The following is a 17,258-nucleotide window of genomic DNA, read 5'->3' as shown; positions in this document are numbered from 1 at the left end:
CTGCCGGCCGATGGCAGGCATCGGATCGGCTCGCAGGGTCTTTTTGTGAAATCCCGCAGGCTCCGATACAAGCGCGCCCTCCGGGTGGCGCTGCCGCGTCGAATCAAGGATATGATCACCGCTGATGGCCGCTGCCCCTTCCCTGTTCCGTAACCCGCTGACGCGGCTCGACACCTATATTCTGCGTCAGATCCTGGGCGCGCTGGTGGCCGTGACGCTGGCGCTGGTTGCCTTGATCTGGCTGACGCAGTCGCTCCGCTTCGTCGAGCTGATCGTCAATCGCGGCCTGTCGCCTTTCGTCTTCCTGCGGCTGACCGTGCTGCTGGTGCCAAGTTTCGTCGCCGTCATCCTGCCGATTACGATGTTCGTGGTCGTTCAGTTCATCTATCAGCGGCTGTCGGGCGACCGTGAATTGACCGTGATGCGCGCGGCCGGCCTGTCGCCCTTCGCACTCGCCAGGCCGACCCTGGTGCTGGCGGCCGGCGTCGCGGTGCTTTGCCTCTGGCTCAATATCTGGATCGTGCCGGCCAGTTTCACCGCCTTCCGCGAATATCAGTTCGAAATCCGCAACCGCATTGCGGCCTTCCTGATTCAGGAAGGCGTCTTCACCACGATTTCGAACAATCTGACTGTCTATGTCCGCAAGCGCGATCCCAGCGGCGACCTGCACGGCATCATGGTGGATGACGAGCGCAACCCTGCGAATCCGGCGACGATCATCGCCCAGAGCGGCCGGATCGAGCCCGGCCGCACGGGCCCGCAGGTGATCCTGTTCAATGGTGCGCGGCAGGAGGTGGACAAGAAGTCCGGCCGCCTGAACCTGCTGACCTTCAGCGAAAACACCATCAATCTGTCCTCCAGCGCCAGCGACGACGACCAGCGCTTTCGCGACGATTCCGAAGTCTCGCTGCATGACCTGCTGCATCCGACCCCCGGCGAATTGCTGCCGCAGGACATTCCCAAATGGCGGGCGGAAGCGCATCGGCGCCTGTCCGAGCCCTTCACCGTCATTTCCTACGCCCTGGTCGCACTTGCCTCGGTCCTGACCGGCGCCTTCCGCCGCCATGGCGGTTTCGCCCGGCCGGCGATTGCCGTCGGCATCACCGTGGGCCTGGTGGCGCTGGGGCTCAGCGTCGGCAATCTGGCCGCGCGCAGCAGCGCCTTTCTGCCGCTGGTATGGATCGCCGCCATTCTGCCCGGAGTCATCGCGGCCTGGCTGATGTTCCGCCCGGAACGGATTCGCGTGCCGCCGATGGCTGAGACCGTGACGCCCCCCACCGGCCGCGCCGAGGTCTGACGCCCGTGTTCCTGTCCCGCATCCTCGCCGTCTATATCAGCCGGCTTTTCATGTTCTCGGTCACCGCCATGCTCGGCGCGCTGACCGGGCTGGTATCGCTATTCGACTTCCTGGAACTGCTGCGCCGTTCGGCCACGCGGCCGGACGCCAGTTTCGCGCTGGTGGTCGAGATGGCGCTGCTGCGCATGCCCTGGGCGATTTTGGAAATCATGCCCTTCGCCGTGCTTCTGGGCGGTATCTGGGCCTTCTGGCGCCTGGCCCGCTCCTCCGAACTGGTGGTCGCCCGCGCGGCCGGGCTGTCCGCCTTCCAGTTCCTGCTCGGCCCAATTTTCTGTGCCTTCGGCCTTGGCGTTCTCGGGGTTGTCGCGGTAAGCCCGGTCTCGGCCGCGCTTTTTGCAAAGGCGAATGCGCTGGAGGAGACGTTCCTGGATGCCGGCGGCGGACCCCTTGCCCTCAACGGCGGCCAGCTTTGGCTGCGCCAGGGCGATGAAACCCGCCAGCATGGCGGCGTCGCCATCATTCACGCGACCAGCGTGATGATGCGCAAGGCCGTGCTGACGACGGGGCCGATGACCGTGTTTCGCATCGGCGCGAATGACAAGATGATCGACCGGATCGAGGCGCAGAGCGCCCGGCTGCTGCCGGGCGACTGGGTGCTGACCGACGCGCGCGTGCTGATTCCGGGACAGATTCCGACGGCGCCGCAATCCATGTCCCTGCCGACCGAGCTGAACGTCAATCGCATCCAGCAAAGCTTCGCCGCCCCTGATGCGCTGTCTTTCTGGCAATTGCCGGGCTTCATTCGCGTTCTGCAAAAGGCCGGGTTTTCGACCGTCGCCCATCGCCTGCGCTTCCAGGCCCTGCTGGCCTTGCCGCTGCTCTGCGCGACGATGTCTCTGGTCGCCGCCGGATTTTCAATGCAGACGAGCCGCCGAGGCGGTATTGCCCGCATGATCGGTGGCGGCGTCGCATCCGGCTTCGCGCTGTTCATGCTATCGCAGGTGGCGCAGCAATTCGGACAGTCCGGTGCCTTGCCGGTGGTGCTGGCCGCCTGGGCGCCAGCGGCTGCCGGTCTGATGCTTGCCTTGTCGCTGCTTCTGCACCTCGAAGACGGTTGAGGGTCCGCCTAATGTCTCAGACTTCTCCCCCTAAGCGGGGGCGCAAGACCCGAAGCCTCGCTGGCCCGCGCCTCGCTGGCGAACGGCTGCCGCGCCGTCAGGCCTTGCGGCAGGCGCTTTGCCGCCGCGTGCTGCTGGGTGCCGTATCGCTGCTGTCGCTGACCGCCGTCGCGCCGCAGCTGATTCAGGATGCCCGCGCCGCCGGACCGGTTTTTGACCGCAAGCAGCCGGTGACCTTCAAGGCGGACCGGATCGACTACAATCAGAAGACGAATATCGTCACGCTGTCCGGCCATGTCGAAGCCTGGCAGGCGGGGCATGTGCTATTTGCCGACCGCGTGCTGTTCGACCGCAATACCAATATCGCGGATGCGGTGGGCCATGTCGTGCTGGTCTCACCCGACGGTCAGGTGGTCTATTCCAACTATGCCGAGCTGAGCCAGGATATGACCAACGGCGTGATGAGCGCCATGAACATCACCCTGCCGCTGAACGCCAAGCTGGCGGCCAATGGCGGCCGCCGGACCGAAGGCAAGGTCAACGAACTCAGCCGCGCCGTATATACGGCCTGCGACGTCTGCGACAAGCACCCCAACAGCTACCCGCTGTGGCAGGTGACGGCGCGTTCGGCGACGCAGGACATCCAGCATCACATGATCGAATACAAAGATGCGACGATGGAGCTGTACGGCGTGCCATTCCTCTGGCTGCCGTATTTCGCGCATCCCGATCCGACCGCACCGCGCACCAGCGGCCTGCTGATCCCGAGCGCCGGCTATAACAGTCATATCGGCGCCTTCGCCGAGATTCCCTATTACTGGGTCGTCGACAAATCGACCGACGCCATCATCACGCCGATCCTGTCGAGCGACGAAGGCCTGGCCGGAGACCTGAAGGTCCGCCACAGCTTCAATTTCGGCGAAATGAATATCGACGCCTCCGCCGGCCTGGATAAGGGCAATATGCAGGGCGCGCTGTTCGCGAACGGCACCTTCGACCTGGATAGCGCCTGGCACGCCGGCTTCAATGTGTCCCGCGCGTCCTCCGTCGCCTATCTGAACGACTACTCGATCCTGCCGAATACGAACGAGTTGGAAAGCGAGCTTTACCTGGAAGGCTTCGGCCACGGGTCATACGCGCGCATCGAGTCGAGCTTCTACCAGGGCCTTGTCGGCAGCGTGACGGACAGCGAACTGCCGCTGGTCCTGCCCTATGCCGCCTATGCCTATAAGGGCGATCCGGACGGCTGGGGCGGCACCACCAGCATCAATGCCAGCGCCTTCAATATCCTGCGCACCTCCGGCACCAATACCCAGCGCGCGGCCATCAGCGGCGACTACAACCTGCCCTTCCAGGACGGCATCGGCGAACAATGGAGCGCCGAGGCCCATGTCGATCTTGCCGGCTATAACGCCGACAATATCAACGAGTTCCCGAACTACGACACGTCGAACACGCATGCGTCCGAGCTGCGCGGCCTGCCGCAATTCGCGGTCAACTACCGCTATCCGATCATGAACGAATCCGGCGCGCTGGGGTCGCAGCTGTTCGAGCCGATCATTCAGCTCATTGCCGCGCCCATCATCAGCAACGACGTCAACGTCACCAATATTCCGAACGAAGACAGCTACGACTTCCAGTTCACGGATGCGAACCTCTTCGGCTTCAACAAATACCCTGGCATCGACCGGCTGGAAAACGGCATGCGCGCCAATGTCGGCTTCGAAAGCGCGTGGTATTTCAACAATGGCTCGCGCCTGGAAGGCCTGGTCGGCCAGTCCTACCGGACGCATGCGGATGATACATTCGCGCCCGATTCGGGCCTGACCGGCAATGTCTCGGACATCGTGGCGCGGTTGACCTATACGCCGACGAGCTGGCTGGACTTCACCTACCGCACCCGGCTGGATCACACGAGCCTGCAGGATAAATACACGGATACCTTCGTCTCAGCAGGTGTCCCGGCGTTGCGCGTGACCGCCGGCTATCTCTATTCGGCGGTCGATCCCTATTATTATTACGACGGCAGCCCGCCGCCGTCCGAATATTACACCCCGCGCAGCGAAGTGACTTTTGGCCTCACCGCCCAGCACGGCGGCTGGAACTTCAACGGCGCGGTGCAGCAGAATATTGAGACCAGCAAGCTGGACAGCACCAATGTCGGCATCGGCTGGCAGAATGACTGCCTGGGACTCAATCTCAGCTATATCCACACCAATACGACCATCGCGGGTGAGAACGGGTCCACCACCGTTCTTTTCACCGTCACTTTCAAGACAATCGGCGCCATTGGGTTTAACGCACTCTAGCATGCCAAGGTTTCCAGGAGCTTCGAACGCAGCCATGTCCTTCCGCCTGAAACTTCTTTGCCTGGCGGCGGTGCCGGCATGGCTCGCGCTGGCCAGCATGACCGTACCCCGCGCGGAAGCGCAGACCGCCTCGATCGCCGCCGTGGTCAATGGCGACGTCATCACCAATGACGATGTCGACAACCGCGCCCGCTTCTTTGCGCTGGCCACCGGCCAGCAGGGCGGCACGGATGTCGTCGATCGGCTGAAGCCGCAGATTTTGCAGCAGCTGATCAACGAGCGGCTGGAACTTCAGGAAATCCTGCGGCGCGGTATCGTCGTCAACGACAAGCAGGTCGCCTCGGCCCTGGGCGAGATCGAGCACAACAACAACATGGCGCCCGGCGTGCTGCAGCAGAAGCTGCGCGCGCTCGGGGTCGATCCCGGCACGCTGATCTCCCAGATCCGCACGCAGATCGGCTGGAACCAGGTTCTGCGGCAGGTGGTCGGCGGCATGGGCCGCCCGACGGATGCCGATATCAATCGCCAGCTCAAGCTGATGACGGACAAGAAAGGCGCCCCGCAATATAACGTGGGCGAGATTTTTATCCCCATCAACAGCCCGGCCGCCGCCCCGGGCGCCGATCGCTTTGCCCAGTCGGTCATCCAGCAGCTTCGTGCCGGCGCCCCCTTCCCCATCATCGCCGCCCAGTTCAGCCAAGGCGAAACCGCGCTGCAAGGCGGCGCGCTTGGCTGGGTCGGAGCCGATCAGCTCGACCCGGCGGTCGCCCAGCTGGTCACGCAGATGCCCATCGGCGCCGTCAGCAACCCGGTGCCTGTCGCCGGGGGCATCGTCATCGTGCAGCTACGCGGCACGCAGCAGGCCGGCCAGACGAATAACGGCGCGAGCGCCAATATCATCCTGAACGTCCGTCAGGTGTTCCTGCCCTTCTCCTCGCCCCTAAACGAACAGAACCCGACGCAGCAGCAGCGCGACACGATGGCGAAGCTGCACGCGATCGAAGTCTCGGCCAAAAGCTGCGATGACGTGGAAGCGGCGAATAAGGCGGCCGGCAACGTGAAGCCGGCCAATCCCGGTCCCGTCAATCTGGCCCAGGTGACGCCGGCGGCCTTCCAGACGCTGCTATCCAACCTGCCCGTGGGCCGGGTCAGCCCGCCCTTGATCGCCGATAACGGCGTGTCGGCGGTCATGATCTGCTCACGCGACACCCAAGCTGCTGTGGGTCCGACACGCACCCAGATCGCCGACCAGCTGTTTCAGTCCCGCGTCGGCCTGGCCGCGCAGCAGACGCTGGATGACCTGCATCGCCAGGGTTCCATCCAGATCATGCAAGACAAAGAATGACCGAGACCCAGCCTTCGGCGGCGCCTGTTCTGCCGCCGCTGAAGGATGTCATTTCGCGGCATTCCTTCCGCGCGAAACACGCTTTGGGGCAGCATTTTCTGCTAGACCTCAACCTGACCGCGCGCATTGCCAGCATGGCGGGCGATCTGACCGGGCGGCATGTGATCGAAGTGGGGCCTGGCCCCGGCGGTCTGACGCGCGCCCTGTTGGAGACGCCGGCCGAGACGGTCACCGCCATCGAAATCGATCCGCGCGGCGTGGCCGTGGCAGAAGAACTTGCGGAATTTTATCCGGGGCGGCTGAAGGTCGTGAGCGGCGACGCATTGAAACTGCGGGCCGCCGATCTGACACCCGCACCGCGGCAGGTCATCGCCAATCTGCCCTATAATGTCGGCACGCCGCTGCTGATCGGCTGGCTGCGCGACATCCGCGCCTATGAACAGCTGGTTTTGATGTTCCAGGAAGAGGTCGCGCAAAGAATCGCGGCCGCCCCCGATACGGATGCCTACGGCCGCCTGTCCATCCTTGCGCAATGGACCTGCCGCACGGTGCTGGCGATGCGCTTGCCGCCGGAGGCCTTCACGCCGCCGCCCAAAGTCTGGTCGGCCGTGGTGCGGATGATCCCGCACGAGGTTCAGCCTGAACCGGCGCTTTTCGCCGCCATGGAAAAAGTCACGCAGCATGCCTTCGGCCAGCGCCGGAAGATGCTGCGCGCCTCGCTTAAGCCGCTGGGCGGCGAGGCCCTGCTGCGCCGCGCCGGAATCGAGCCGACGCGGCGCGCGGAAACCCTATCGGTCGCTGAATTCGACACGCTGGCCCGGCTTGTCGCCGAGCCAGGTATCGCCACCGATCAGGACTGACCGTTGAACTGAAGCACCCGCCCGTTCAGCTGATCAGCCGAACTGTCGGGATTGCCCGAGACCGGGGGATTGACCACAGATGACGGCGGCGGCACGTCGACCGGAGCCGGGGCCATGGATGCCATAGCCGGTCCCGGCATCGGCATCGGGCTCATGCTCTGCGCGAGTTGGAGATGATTTTCCAGCGCCGGCAGCGTCTGATGCGCATAGGCGCGCAGCTGCGGATTTTGCCCCGCCATGGCCTCCTGGCGGAAGACCGCGATGGCATGCTGATGAGCACGGACCATGGCCTGATTGAAGGTCATATCAAACTGATCCGCCGGCACCGATTGGAGCTGTTGCAGAAGCGAGATCTGCATCGGGCTCAGACCCGGCGAGGTCTTCAGCATCAGCGTTTCCGCGATGGGCGTCAGCGCCTGCTCGGAATTTGCGTGATCGGCTTGCAGCATCTGGCCGAAATTCTGCTCGTTGGTCGTCTGGCCTCGCGCCTGGGCTAGTTTGCCGAATTCAACCTCGGCCTGATTCGTAGCCGACGCCGCCCAGACGAAATGGGCATCCTGGGTCGATGCCGCCGGATTGGGCGCCGTGTCGGAGGCACTGACGGTCGGTGTGCCCGCTTCCTGGCCGGGCTTGAGCAGGATGACCTGGGTCGCGGCACCTGAGCCCTGCGGGGCCGTCGCGTCGGTCGTCGGCACGTTCTGCGCGAGCGCCGCGGTACCGGATGCCGTCAGCAAGGCGAGGCCACAGGCCGTCGAAAGAAGCCAGCGATTGCTATGAGTCTGATCGTTCCTCATGGAATTACCCCTTTTTAATCTTGATCGCGCGCCTTCCCTAAGACGCTGCGGTGAGCTGCATTTTGGCGGCGGATACCGGCTTCACAGGCCGGGTCGCGTGAAGGTGAGGCGGCTCGCGGAGCCGTGCGATCGCGCGGCAGGGCTTGCTCATCGGCTAGGCCCGGCTAAAAACCCTCATGCGACGCGCCCAAAAGACCGTTGAGGAGGTTTGGTGACCCGTCTGGCGGATATATTCGCCCGCAAGGTCCCGCACGGGGCGGAGCCGACTCCGCTCGCCCAGCTTCGACAGCCCGAACGCCAGCTCCGCATGGCCGAGACCGTGCGCACGGTTCTTGTCGCGCGCGCCGCCATGCCCCTGATCGACGCCGACAGCCAGCCCATTCCGCCGGAACTCGTCGTTGCCACAGAGACGGCGCAAAGCCCGGTGGTGGAGGTCGCAACCACGCTCTGGACCCGCGTTCTGCGCTTCGACGCGGCGGCCTCGGCCTGGGCGGATCGCGACCGTGTCGTCGTCTCCTGCCGGCAGCAGGGGCAGATCATCCGGGTAATCCTGGAACTCTGCGGCATCGAACCGGCGGAACTCGCCCACGGCATGCCCGGCGTCGACCAGGTTTTCGGCATTCCGGGCCAGGCCCTGGCTTTCGCGGTCGGCGAGGCTTTGGCGGAACGCATGATGGCCGCCCGTTTTGGCAAAAGCCTGGTCGATCATCGCGTCTGGCTATGGTCCTCCCCCGACGATCTGGCCGGCGGGCTGAGCTACGAAGCCGCATCGCTGGCCGGGGATCTGAAACTCGCCAAATTGGTGGTGATGGTGGAAGAACCGCCGGCCGCCGAGGCCGATGAGGTCAATGCCATGCTGGAACGCTTCGCGAGCTGGGGCTGGGCCACGCGCCGCGTGGCGGCGCAAGACCCGGCCGCTGTCGCCTCCGCGCTCAGCATCGCGCTGCGCGCACGCAAGCCCCTGCTGATTTCCTGCCGGCGGCCGGCGACCCCGCCGAAGCTGCTGGAGCGCGCCATTGCCGAGGATGTCCGCGAAGCCTGGCGCGCCGCCGGGTCGCATACCACCACGGCCCGGCGCGGCTGGCTGAAGCGCCTGGCCCGCCACGCTCAGGTGGCGGAGTTCGAGCGCGTGCTGGCCGGCCGTCTGCCTGACGGCTGGCGTGACGAGGTGCGCGCCGAGCGCGTGCGCATGGCCGAAATCACCGAACCGCTGTCGCCTCTGGCCGCCGGGCGTCTGTGCGTCACCTCCATGGCGAGTGCCATCCCGGACCTGACGGGTGCGGCACCCGGCAGGAAGGTCGAGCCGATCGAAGGCATGACCGCCGTCGATTCCGGCGATTTCTCGGGCCGCCATGTCGCTTTCGGCGCTGCCGCGACAGCCTTGCCGGGCGTCCTGGCCGGGGCCGCGACCCACGGCGGATTGACGCTGGTCGCCGAGACCAAATCGACGGCGGCGGATGCTTTGCCGCAGACGCTGCGCGCCCTCGCCCGGGAGGGCCGGCGTGCCATCCATATCCTGTCCGAAGACTACAATGATCCGGCAGCAGCGGCCGCCTTGCCCCTGCCCTCGCTGCGCGCCATTCCCAACCTGCTCGTCTTCCGCCCGGCCTGCGCCATAGAGACGGCGGAATGCTGGGAACTGGCCTTGCAGAGGGATGACGGGCCCAGCGTTCTGCTGCATACGGCCAAGCCCATGGCGCGCTGGCGGCAGGACACGACAGAAAACGCATGCGCGCGGGGCGGCTATGTCGCGGCGGGCTTGTATGATGCGCGCGCTGCGACTTTGATCGCGAGTGGCGCGGAACTGACGGTCGCCATGGAAGCCAGGCGTCTGCTGGCTGACGCAGGAATTTCCGTTGCAGTCGTCTCTCTGCCGTGCTGGTCCCTATTTGCCAACCAGAACGATGCCTATCGGGCCGATGTCCTGGGCGACGCCCCCCGTCTAGCGGTGGAGGCAGGGTCCGATTTCGGCTGGGGCCGCTGGCTTGGCGAGCGCGGACAGTTTATCGGAGCTGCGAGCCTGGGGCTTTCGGCCGCCCGGCCGGGTGAATATTTCGAGGTCACGGCGGAAGCGCTGGTGATCGCGGTAAAAAAGAAGCTTTGATGCCCCGAACGGGCATTCAACATGAGGAGAAGCAGACTATGGCAGTGACGGTAGCGATCAATGGTTTCGGCCGTATCGGGCGGCTCGTGCTGCGCGCCCTGATCGAAAGCGGCCGGACCGACGTCACCCCGGTCCTGATCAACGACCTCGGCTCGGTCGAGGCGAATGCCCATATGTTCCGCTATGACAGCGTTCATGGCCGCTTCCCCGGCGACGTGAAGGTCGAAGGCGACAGCCTCGTCATCACCCATCAGGGTCGCACCTATGCACCCATCAAAGTTTCCGCCGAGCGCGATCCGTCCAAGGTGCCGCTGCAGGGCGTCGATGTGGCCATGGAGTGTACCGGCATCTTCACCAGCAAGGAAAAGGCGCTGCCGCTGCTGGCCGCCGGCGCCCGCAAGGTGATCATCTCGGCCCCGGCCGATGGCGTCGACGCGACCATCGTCTATGGCGTCAACGACAAGACGCTGACGTCCGACATGACCGTCATCTCCAACGCGTCCTGCACCACAAACTGCCTGGCGCCGGTGGCCAAGGTTCTGAACGACAATTTCGGCATCCTGCGCGGCTATATGGTGACGATCCACAGCTACACGGGCGACCAGAAGACGGTCGACACCCTGCACAAGGACCTGCACCGCGCCCGCGCCGCCGCTCTGTCCCTGATCCCGACGTCGACCGGTGCCGCGCGCGCCGTCGGCCTCGTGCTGCCGGAACTGAAGGGCAAGCTGGACGGCACCGCCATCCGCGTACCGACGCCGAACGTGTCGCTGGTTTCTCTCGACGTGAACCTCGCCAAGAAGGCCACGAAGGAAGAGATCAACGCGGTCATGAAGGAAGCGTCGGAAGGCGCTCTGAAGGGCATCCTCGGCTACAATACCGACCCGCTGGTCAGCTCCGACTTCAACCACAACCCGGCTTCCAGCACCTTCGACGCGCCGCAGACGGCCGTGGTCGATGGCGATCTGGTCCGCGTTCTGGCCTGGTACGACAATGAATGGGGCTTCTCTAACCGCATGTCCGACACCGCCGCCGCTTTCGGCGCGCTGTGATCTGACGCTGCACAACTGACGCTCAGGGACCGCGCCATGACTTTCAAGACGCTCGATCAGGCTGACGTAAAGGGAAAGCGCGTGCTTGTGCGCGCCGACCTGAACGTGCCGATGCGGGACGGCCATATCAGCGACATGACCCGCGTGGAGCGTGTCGCGCCGACGATCCAGGACATCGCCGACCGCGGTGGCCGGGTCATCGTCCTCTCGCATTTCGAGCGGCCGAAGGGCAAGCGCGTCCCTGAAATGTCCCTCGCCCCGCTGGCGGAAGCGCTGGCGGAGGTGCTGCGCAAGCCGGTGGCTTTCGCCGATGACTGCATCGGCGCGGTCGCCGAGGAAGCGGTTGCGAAAATGCAGGACGGCGACGTGCTGCTGCTGGAGAACACCCGCTTCCACAAGGGCGAGGAAGAGAACGACCCGGCTTTCGCTGCCGCTCTCGCCAAGCTCGGCGATCTTTATGTGAACGACGCCTTCTCGGCCGCCCATCGCGCCCATGGCAGCACCGCAGGCGTCGCCCATCACCTGCCGAGCTATGCCGGCCGGCTGATGCAGGCGGAGCTGGAAGCGCTGGAAGCCGCCCTCTCCAAGCCGGAACGGCCGGTGATGGCCATCGTCGGCGGGTCCAAGGTTTCGACCAAGCTCGACCTGCTGGGCAATCTGGTCGGGAAAGTCGATGTTCTGGTGATCGTCGGCGCCATGGCCAATACCTTCCTGGCCGCCAAGGGCATGCCGGTCGGCCGATCCTTGCAGGAAAAAGACCTGCATGAGACGGCACGGCAGGTCATGGCCCAGGCAGCCGCGGGTTCCTGCGAGATTCTGCTGCCGGTGGACGGCACGGTGGCCCAGGAATTCAAGGCGCATGCCGCGACCGAAATCCTGCCCGTCGATGCCGAGCATGACGGCATGGCGCTGGATGTGGGTCCGGCTTCCGCCGACCTCATCATTGCCCGCCTTCAGGACATGAAGACCCTGGTCTGGAACGGTCCGCTGGGCGCTTTCGAGATTCAGCCCTTCGATGCCTCGACCATGAAGGTGGCCAAGGCCGTCGCCGATCTGACGCAGGAAGGCAAGCTCCGCTCCGTCGCCGGTGGCGGCGATACGGTGTCCGCCCTTCGCCAGGCCGGCGTCATCGACGAGCTGAGCTATGTCTCCTCGGCCGGCGGCGCCTTCCTCGAATGGCTGGAAGGCAAGACGCTGCCCGGCGTCGCCGCTCTGGAGTCCTGAGCATGGCCTATGTGATCCCTCAGCCGCCCCAGGCGGCCGTGCCGGTACGTGGCGGCGGGGAATTCCCCGTCCGCCGCATCTTCTGCGTCGGCCGCAACTACGCGGCCCATGCGCGCGAAATGGGCGCGGACCCGGATCGCGAGCCGCCCTTCTTCTTCACCAAGCCGGCCGATGCCATCCTGACGGGCGGCGCCGACATGCCCTATCCGCCGCAGACGGCCGACCTGCATCATGAGGTCGAGCTGGTGGTCGCCATCGGTACGGGCGGCGCGAATATTCCGGTCGAAACGGCCAAAACCCATATCTGGGGCTATGCCGCCGGGCTGGACATGACCCGCCGCGATCTCCAGGGGGCTGCCAAGAAAGCCGGCAAACCCTGGGACATGGGCAAGGGTTTCGACCATTCCGCGCCGATCGGCGCGATGGTTCCGGCCAAGGAACTGGGCCCGAAATACGGCGAGGACGGCCATGTGCTGCTCAACGTCAATGGCGAAGAACGCCAGTCGGGCGACCTCGCCGATATGATCTGGAGCATTCCGGAGATTGTCGCGACGCTCTCGACCTTCGTGACGCTCGCCCCCGGCGACCTGATCATGACCGGCACGCCGGAAGGTGTCGCCGCCGTGACGGCAGGCGATGTGCTGGAAGGCATCATCTCCGGCCTGCCGCCGGTGACCGTGAAGATCGTCTGATTTCCACGCGGTTAACTTAATCCGTCATGCGCGGCTTCATGCCGCGCATCTACCCGGTGTGGCGCCTAGACGATGTTTGGGGGCCGCAGCGGGTAGATCCGCGTGACGAGCACGCGGATGACGTCGGGAAGGGATTTCCCTAAGCCCAGGGCCGGGCTATCCCTTTGATCATGGCCAAAACACTCCGCATTCTCACCTGGAACATCAACTCCGTCCGCCTGCGGCAGGGGCTGCTCAAGGACGTGGTCGACAAGCTCGCCCCCGACGTCGTTTGTCTTCAGGAAACCAAATGCCCGGATGACCTGTTCCCGCTGGACCTGCCCAAGGTGCTGGGCATGGACCACGTGCTGTTCCGGGGCATGAAGGGCTATAACGGCGTCGCCGTCTTCTCGAAAACGCCCATGCGCCGGCATGAGGATACGCAGGACTGGGTGGGAAAAGAGGATTGCCGCCATCTGGCCGTGGAACTGGACCTGCCCGGCGGCCCGCTTGTCATCCATAATTTTTACGTACCCGCCGGCGGCGATATTCCGGATACCGAACTCAATCCGAAATTCGCCCATAAGCTCGATTTCGTCGCTGCCGCGCGCGACCATTTCGCCAAGACGCCCAAACTGACGCGCGCCGTTCTGGTCGGCGACCTCAATATCGCGCCTCTGGAGCATGATGTCTGGAGCCATAAGCAGCTGCTCAAGATCGTCTCGCACACGCCGGTCGAAACCGCGCTGCTGACGGAATGGCAGGATACCTGCTGGCATGACGGGCTGCGGCATTTCGTGCCAGCCGACCAGAAGCTCTATACGTGGTGGTCGTATCGCGCCAAGGATTGGGAAGCGGCCAATAAGGGCCGCAGGCTGGATCACGTCTGGGTCACGCATGATCTGAAAGGCGCCCTCACGCGCCACGAAATTTTAAAAGAGGCACGAGGCTGGACCCAGGCTTCGGATCACGTGCCCGTATTGGTGGAGCTCGCCCTATGAACCGTATTTGTCTTGTCACCGGTGCCGGCAGCGGCGTCGGCCAGTCCGCCGCCCTCGCTTTGCTGGGTGACGGTGATACCGTCTATCTCGCCGGCCGGCGGATGGAAGCGCTGCAGGAAACTGCGGCACTGGCCAAGGCCGGGACGGCTATCCCGGTGGCGGCCGATGTCACCGATCCGGCGAGCGTCGATGCCCTGTTCGCGCGTATTGCCGCAGACCATGGCCGGCTGGATGTGCTGTTCAACAATGCCGGCATTTCCGCCCGCTCGATCAATTTCGGCGACCTGACCTGGGACAATTGGCGGGATACGATGTCCGTCAATCTGGACGGCATGTTTCTCTGCGCCAGCGCTGCGTTCCGGCTGATGCGCGATCAGGCGCCGCAGGGCGGCCGCATCATCAATAACGGCTCCATCTCGGCCTATGCGCCGCGTCCGGGCTCGGCCCCCTATACTGCCAGCAAACACGCGGTGACCGGCCTGACCAAATCGATCTCGCTGGACGGCCGCGCTTTCGATATCGCCTGCGGGCAGATCGATATCGGCAATGCCGCAACCGCCATGACGAAGGTCATGACGGCGGGCGTGCCGCAGGCCGACGGGCGCATGGCGATCGAGCCGCGCATGGATGTGGACGATGTCGGCCGCACCATCCTGTTCATGGCCGGCATGCCGGCGGACGCCAATGTGCAGTTCATCACCGTCATGGCGACGAATATGCCCTTCATCGGGCGCGGCTAAGCGCTTTCCGCGAGGCGCGAGGCGGTAAGACGAGCCTCGCGCCAGAGCCGGTAGCGGCGCCTGAGTTCGCCAGCGTGCAGGCCGTGGCTTTCGTCCAGCATCTCCGCGCCCATAATCCGCTCGCCGCGAAAGTGCCGAAAATCCTTCCGCAATTCGCACCAGGCGATGAGCAGGCAATGCGAGTCGGAATAGCCCAGCAGCACCGGCCAGACGGTGCGCGTGCTGTCCTGGCAGGCTTCCGAGTGATAGTGCAGGCTTAGCTTGCGGCCATGGCGGATGGCCGAGCGCAGCATTGTCGTATCGACGCCGCTAACCTGCTCCCCGATAGCTGGTTTTGCGCCCACACTCGGAACCTCGGCGAAAGGGTGCAGATGTTCGGGGATGACCGCCGCGATCTTGGCCATGACATCACGCGCGGCCTTGGACAGATCGGGATCGGATCGGCCGATGACCCATTGCGCGCCAAGCATGATCGCCTCGATCTCGTCAGGCGTGAACATCAGCGGCGGCAGGTCATAGTCTGACGCCAGCACATAGCCGAAGCCTGCTTCGCCTTCGATCGGAATGCGCTGGCCGATCAGCTGGGCGATGTCGCGATAGACGGTGCGTTTCGACACCTCCAGCTCCTCCGCCAAAGCGGCAGCCGTGGTCGGCTGGGTCGACCGGCGCAGGATCTGGATAATCTGGAACAATCGGTCTGTCGGGCGCATGGGCTCACTCCTGCTGCCAGGATGCTGTCAGCAGGGCTGTGGGACAAGAAGCCGCCGCCGTCCTTGGCTGGCCTGCTTCAAAGGATTGACCATGAAACTCGCATCCGTGCGCCTCATCACCGCCGACATCCAGCGCACGGTCTCGTTTTACGAGATGGTGACCGGGCTTAGCGCCGACTGGCTGGCCCCGGTTTTCGCCGAGATCGTCACCCCCGCCGCAACGCTCGCCATCGGCGCGGTCGAAACCGTGGCTTTGTGGCAGGCGGGCAGCGCGGAACCCGCCGCCAATCGCACCGCATACATCGAATTTCAGGTCGCGGATATCGATGCCGATTACGCGCGGCTGAAAGACAAAGTGCCCCTCGTCCATGAATTGAAGACGATGCCCTGGGGCAACAAGACCTTTCAGTTCCGCGACCCCGAAGGCACGGCCGTATCGCTGTATATGCCGGCGACCGAGGCGGCGCGGCAGCGCTTCGGGTCGCGGTAGCTAACCCACCAGCGCCGCCGCGACGGCGGCCAGCGGCGCATCCCATTGCCCATGCGCCTGCTGGCGGAACAGGCGCAGAGACGGATACCAGGGCGTGTCCGTCCTCTCCCGCAGCCAGCGCCAATCGGGCGTGAAGGGCAGCAGCACCCAGCCCGGCTTGCCGACCAGGCCGGTGAGATGCGCGACCGAGGTATCGACCGTCACGACGACGTCCAGCGCCGCGATGGCGGCTGCCGTATCCTCATAGGTCTCAATATGCGGGGCCGCGTCGAAGAGCGGCGCCGCCCCCTGATAGCCGGCGAGGTCTGCCGTGCGGTCCCCCTTCTGCAGGCTGACGAAGGCGATGCCGGGAAGATTGCCGAGCGTTGCCATCAGTGTCGCGAAAGCGATGGAGCGGTTGCGGTCATTCTTGTGGGTCGGGCGGCCGGCCCAGACGATGCCGACGCGCTTCAGGCCCAAAGGTAGGCTGTCGTTCAGGCGCGCGGTCCAGGCCTCGGCCCGCTCGGGGTCCAGTGGCAGCGGCACGACCGGCGGGATGGTGTCGATCCGCGTGCCGCAAAGGCGCGGCAGGCCGGACAGCGGAATATAGGCCGCGAAATCGCTGCAATCCGCCCAGCGCGTCTGGATTTCCAGATCGGGAAACATGCGGCGGATGGCGGGCGCCATTTCCTTGCTGGTGGCCAAAAAGGTCGGCTGGCCACGACCGACCGCCCAAGGGATATAGCGGCTGAATTGCAGCACATCGCCGAAACCCTGATCGCCGATCATCATCAGGCGGCCCGTTTCCAATCGGCTCCCGCCCCATTGCGGCCGATCCCGCTTCACGGCGGCTGGCATCACCGGCGGCACGCCGGCCATGCGGAAGCGCCACTCGTATTCCTCCCAGCCCTCCGCAAACTCGCCGAGCAGAAGCTGCGCCTCGGCAATCGCGAAATGGGCGCCCGGCATGTCGTGCTTGAGCGCAGCGGTGCGGCGCGAACTGGCCAGACCCTCGGCGATGCGGCCGCTTTCATGCAGGATGACGGCCTGGTTGTGATAGCAGACAGCGTCATCGGGCCGCAGCGCGATGGCCCGGCTGATGGCGCGCATAGCCGCGTCCAGCCGGCCGGTGACGCGATACATTTCGGCGATATTGCGGACATAGAGCGGGTTGGCCGGCTCCTGCGTGATCGCCCGCTCCAGAAGTTGGATGCCCAGAGGCTGCCGATTGCCCTTGAAGGCGATAATGCCCGCCAGATGCAGAACGCGCCCGTCCTGCGGCGCGGCGCGGAGAAGGTTGGAGGCGATAGCCTCGGCTTCCTGGGCCTTGCCTGCCTCATGCGCGCGCATGCCGAGCTGTAGCATGAGGCCGAGCGGCATGGGGACCATGACATCGGGCGGGCGGACCGGCTGGGGCGCCCCCGGCTGGGGCGCCGCCGGCGCGGATGCCCCCGGCGCGGATGCCGCTGGCTGCGGAGGCACCGGCGCAGGCCCCCCTGGCTGGGGCGCCTCCGTCAGATCAAGGTCGATATCGGTCTGCGTATCTGCTTGTGCGCCCATAGGC

General features: G+C 65.1%; 15 protein-coding genes. 12 read left to right on the top strand and 3 right to left on the bottom strand.

What is annotated here, in order from left to right:
• Positions 1-124: 124 nt before the first annotated feature.
• From lptF to rsmA, 5 genes are read left to right on the top strand one after another with little or no spacing between them, the layout of a single operon-like run.
• Entirely contained in the window at positions 125-1,297 is a 1,173-nt protein-coding gene (lptF, locus tag ASILVAE211_RS02715) for an LPS export ABC transporter permease LptF (RefSeq protein WP_227319737.1), read from the top strand.
• Positions 1,298-1,302: 5 nt separating this feature from the next.
• Positions 1,303-2,415, top strand: a complete 1,113-nt coding sequence (gene lptG / locus ASILVAE211_RS02710; RefSeq protein WP_227319736.1) for an LPS export ABC transporter permease LptG — start codon at positions 1,303-1,305, stop codon at positions 2,413-2,415.
• An 11-nt stretch (positions 2,416-2,426) separates the two neighbouring features.
• Entirely contained in the window at positions 2,427-4,724 is a 2,298-nt protein-coding gene (locus ASILVAE211_RS02705; protein WP_227319735.1) for an LPS-assembly protein LptD, read from the top strand.
• A 34-nt stretch (positions 4,725-4,758) separates the two neighbouring features.
• Positions 4,759-6,069 (top strand): peptidylprolyl isomerase, encoded by a 1,311-nt coding sequence (locus tag ASILVAE211_RS02700; protein ID WP_227319734.1) that lies wholly within the window; start codon positions 4,759-4,761, stop codon positions 6,067-6,069.
• Positions 6,066-6,929, top strand: a complete 864-nt coding sequence (gene rsmA / locus ASILVAE211_RS02695; protein ID WP_227319733.1) for a 16S rRNA (adenine(1518)-N(6)/adenine(1519)-N(6))-dimethyltransferase RsmA — start codon at positions 6,066-6,068, stop codon at positions 6,927-6,929. Before ASILVAE211_RS02700 ends, rsmA begins: the two co-directional genes overlap by 4 nt.
• Here rsmA and ASILVAE211_RS02690 read toward each other — a convergent pair.
• Positions 6,920-7,723, bottom strand: coding sequence for a DUF4142 domain-containing protein (locus ASILVAE211_RS02690; RefSeq protein ID WP_227319732.1), 804 nt, complete (start codon positions 7,721-7,723; stop codon positions 6,920-6,922). The genes rsmA and ASILVAE211_RS02690 overlap by 10 nt on opposite strands.
• A gap of 211 nt (positions 7,724-7,934) precedes the next feature.
• Between ASILVAE211_RS02690 and ASILVAE211_RS02685 the strand changes: the two genes are divergently transcribed.
• The 6 genes from ASILVAE211_RS02685 (at position 7,935) to ASILVAE211_RS02660 (ending at position 14,515) form a co-directional block, all read left to right on the top strand.
• Positions 7,935-9,827 carry a transketolase-like TK C-terminal-containing protein gene (locus tag ASILVAE211_RS02685; RefSeq protein WP_227319731.1) on the top strand — a complete coding sequence of 631 codons (1,893 nt, stop codon included), beginning with the start codon at positions 7,935-7,937 and terminating at the stop codon, positions 9,825-9,827.
• A 38-nt stretch (positions 9,828-9,865) separates the two neighbouring features.
• Positions 9,866-10,879: a type I glyceraldehyde-3-phosphate dehydrogenase gene (gene gap / locus ASILVAE211_RS02680; RefSeq protein ID WP_227319730.1), complete on the top strand. Its 1,014-nt coding sequence runs from the start codon at positions 9,866-9,868 to the stop codon at positions 10,877-10,879.
• A gap of 36 nt (positions 10,880-10,915) precedes the next feature.
• Positions 10,916-12,103, top strand: coding sequence for a phosphoglycerate kinase (locus ASILVAE211_RS02675; protein WP_227319729.1), 1,188 nt, complete (start codon positions 10,916-10,918; stop codon positions 12,101-12,103).
• Positions 12,104-12,105: 2 nt separating this feature from the next.
• On the top strand, positions 12,106-12,795 hold the full coding sequence (locus ASILVAE211_RS02670) for a fumarylacetoacetate hydrolase family protein (protein WP_227319728.1): 690 nt from the start codon (positions 12,106-12,108) through the stop codon (positions 12,793-12,795).
• 170 nt (positions 12,796-12,965) lie between these two features.
• Complete coding sequence (locus ASILVAE211_RS02665; protein WP_227319727.1) at positions 12,966-13,775, top strand: exodeoxyribonuclease III; 810 nt, start codon at positions 12,966-12,968, stop codon at positions 13,773-13,775.
• Entirely contained in the window at positions 13,772-14,515 is a 744-nt protein-coding gene (locus ASILVAE211_RS02660; RefSeq protein WP_227319726.1) for an SDR family oxidoreductase, read from the top strand. Before ASILVAE211_RS02665 ends, ASILVAE211_RS02660 begins: the two co-directional genes overlap by 4 nt.
• Here the strand turns inward: ASILVAE211_RS02660 and ASILVAE211_RS02655 are convergent.
• Complete coding sequence (locus ASILVAE211_RS02655; protein WP_227319725.1) at positions 14,512-15,225, bottom strand: helix-turn-helix transcriptional regulator; 714 nt, start codon at positions 15,223-15,225, stop codon at positions 14,512-14,514. The genes ASILVAE211_RS02660 and ASILVAE211_RS02655 overlap by 4 nt on opposite strands.
• A 91-nt stretch (positions 15,226-15,316) precedes the next feature.
• On the opposite strand from ASILVAE211_RS02655, the gene ASILVAE211_RS02650 reads away from it, so the two are divergent.
• A complete protein-coding gene (locus ASILVAE211_RS02650) occupies positions 15,317-15,715 on the top strand; it encodes a VOC family protein (protein ID WP_227319724.1) in 399 nt (132 codons plus the stop codon).
• On the opposite strand, the gene ASILVAE211_RS02645 is transcribed toward ASILVAE211_RS02650, so the two are convergent.
• Complete coding sequence (locus ASILVAE211_RS02645; RefSeq protein ID WP_227319723.1) at positions 15,716-17,254, bottom strand: tetratricopeptide repeat protein; 1,539 nt, start codon at positions 17,252-17,254, stop codon at positions 15,716-15,718.
• Positions 17,255-17,258: the final 4 nt, after the last annotated feature.

It is taken from the genome of Acidisoma silvae (genome assembly GCF_020618775.1).
Lineage (GTDB): Bacteria > Pseudomonadota > Alphaproteobacteria > Acetobacterales > Acetobacteraceae > Acidisoma > Acidisoma silvae.
This window is presented reverse-complemented; position numbering and strand designations above follow the sequence as displayed.